Origin of the sequence: Dietzia sp. Cai40 (assembly GCF_014145165.1) — a bacterium.
Taxonomy (GTDB): domain Bacteria; phylum Actinomycetota; class Actinomycetes; order Mycobacteriales; family Mycobacteriaceae; genus Dietzia; species Dietzia natronolimnaea.
Genome location: NZ_JAALEB010000458.1, coordinates 1 through 1,978, shown reverse-complemented (window position 1 = coordinate 1,978; position 1,978 = coordinate 1). Strand labels below are relative to the sequence as shown.

General features: G+C 70.3%; 1 protein-coding gene. It reads left to right on the top strand.

The window, feature by feature from the left end:
* Nucleotides 1-349 precede the first annotated feature (349 nt).
* Nucleotides 350-1,978: alpha/beta fold hydrolase (locus G6022_RS15540; protein ID WP_182691950.1), on the top strand; the 1,629-nt coding region annotated here is incomplete at its 3' end.

Sequence of the window (1,978 nt, the reverse complement as noted above, 5' to 3'; positions counted from 1 at the left end):
GGCCGGGGTCGCGATGGTCGCCACCACGCTCGCGTTGCTGACCCGCGGCAGCCGGCATGAACAGTGATATATCCACTTCTGCCTGCACCTTTTCGGCACCGACCCCGCACGCGGTAACGATCGGATGACGGTTCCCTGAGTCGGTGCCAGTTGGTGCGGCGTGGCACCCGCCACAGGCTACATTTGGAGCGGTTCGGACGCTTGTGACGCTCGTGAACTTGAGCGGTCGCGGCGTCCGATTCGTCTGGCAGTCATCTACAGAACATGGAATCGGGGATCGGTGCAGCCGTCTAGCACTTTCGTTGGCACCACCGCGGTCGTTGGGGCGATCGCACTTCTTGGTACCGGAGTGGCCGCCGCCGCCCCGGTCAAGTGGCAGGACTGTACCGAGATGCTCGGGATCGAGGCCGAATACGTGCCGGCCGGTCTCGAGTGCGGGACCGTCGAGGTCCCCGTCGACTACAGCCAGCCCGACGGCGCCCGGACCGAGGTCGCGCTGACCCGCATCAAGGCGTCCTCCGGGCAGGCCCGGTCGGCCGTCTTCGGCAATCCCGGCGGCCCCGGCAACTACGCCCTCAACTTCTGGAGCCCGGCCTTCGACGGCACCGCGCCCGCCGGCCTGTACGAGAACCACGACCTCGTGGCCGTCCAGCCGCGTGGCCTCTACGGCTCCAACCCGATGACCTGTGACGTCGCCTTCGTCGGCCCCACCACCGCCAACGCGCTGCACGACGCCTGCTTCGGGACCGATCCGGCCTACATGGCCTCGTTCACCACCGAGAACGCGGCCCGCGACATGAACGCCGTCCGCGAATCGCTCGGGCTCGCCGAGATCGATTACGTGGGCGTGTCCTACGGCACCGCGATCGGCACCGACTTCGCGACCCTGTTCCCCGAGCACACCGGCCGCATGGTGCTGGACTCCAACACGCACCCCGACTGGCGGTGGTCCACCCAGGCCGAACAGGGCGCGCTCGCCCAGGAGCGACGACTGAACGACATCTTCACGTGGATCGCCGAGCGCGACGACTACTACGGCCTCGGCGACACCCCGCGCAAGGTGTTCCACTCCTGGAAGTGGGTCACCGACCAGGAGGTGGGGGGACCCGCCAACCTCACCCCGCCGCCGGCCGAGACCCGCGACCTGCCCGTCGAGCTGCGGGGCACCCCGCTCGAGCGGCCCGCGCTGGACACCATCAACGGCACCGCGCCCGCCCTCGCCCGCGTCGAGGGTCTCGGTCGCGCCGTCGCGCTGCAGGGTCTGACCAACAACGCCACCACCGGGTTGTACGACGCCACGGTGGGCGCGACCTACTCCGAGCAGGCGTGGCCGATGCTGGCGCACATGCTCAAGTACTACAACGACGGCGGCAACATCGCCCGGGTCGACTACCCGACGGCCGCCCGGATCGTCGCCGCTCAGGAGAGCCGCTCGCCGGTCTTCCGCACCGACATCGAGATGAACGCGATCATCACGTGCAACGAGACCGCCTCGCCGCCGAGCGAGCTCGGCGTCATGGCTGCCAAGGCGGACCGCTACACGGGCGGAAACAAGCTCACCACCCGCGCCGCGGCCGAGGCCGCCGGTGACGACTGTGTGGGCTGGGCGCCGGTCGCACGCACCATCCAGCCGAACGGCGACGCCCTCGACCAGAAGCCGCTCGTCCTGCACTCGGAGAAGGACGCCGTCACCCCGATCGCCGGTGCCCACAGGGTCGTCGAGACGCTCGACGGGACGCTGGTCGTCGTCGGCGGCGGCGAGCACGGCACCTTCCGCACAGGGAACGCTGCCGTCGACGCGGTGGTGATGGAGTTCCTCGAGACCGGGGTCGCCACCCCGGGGCGCGTCGAGGGCAAGCCCTCGCCGGAGCCTCTGCCCAGGTGGGGTCAGGCCGAGCGCGCGGCCGCCGCCCAGCAGGGCATGTCCGCGCCCGTCGCCGGAGCCGACGACTGGTACGGCACGCACCGCGACGCCGGA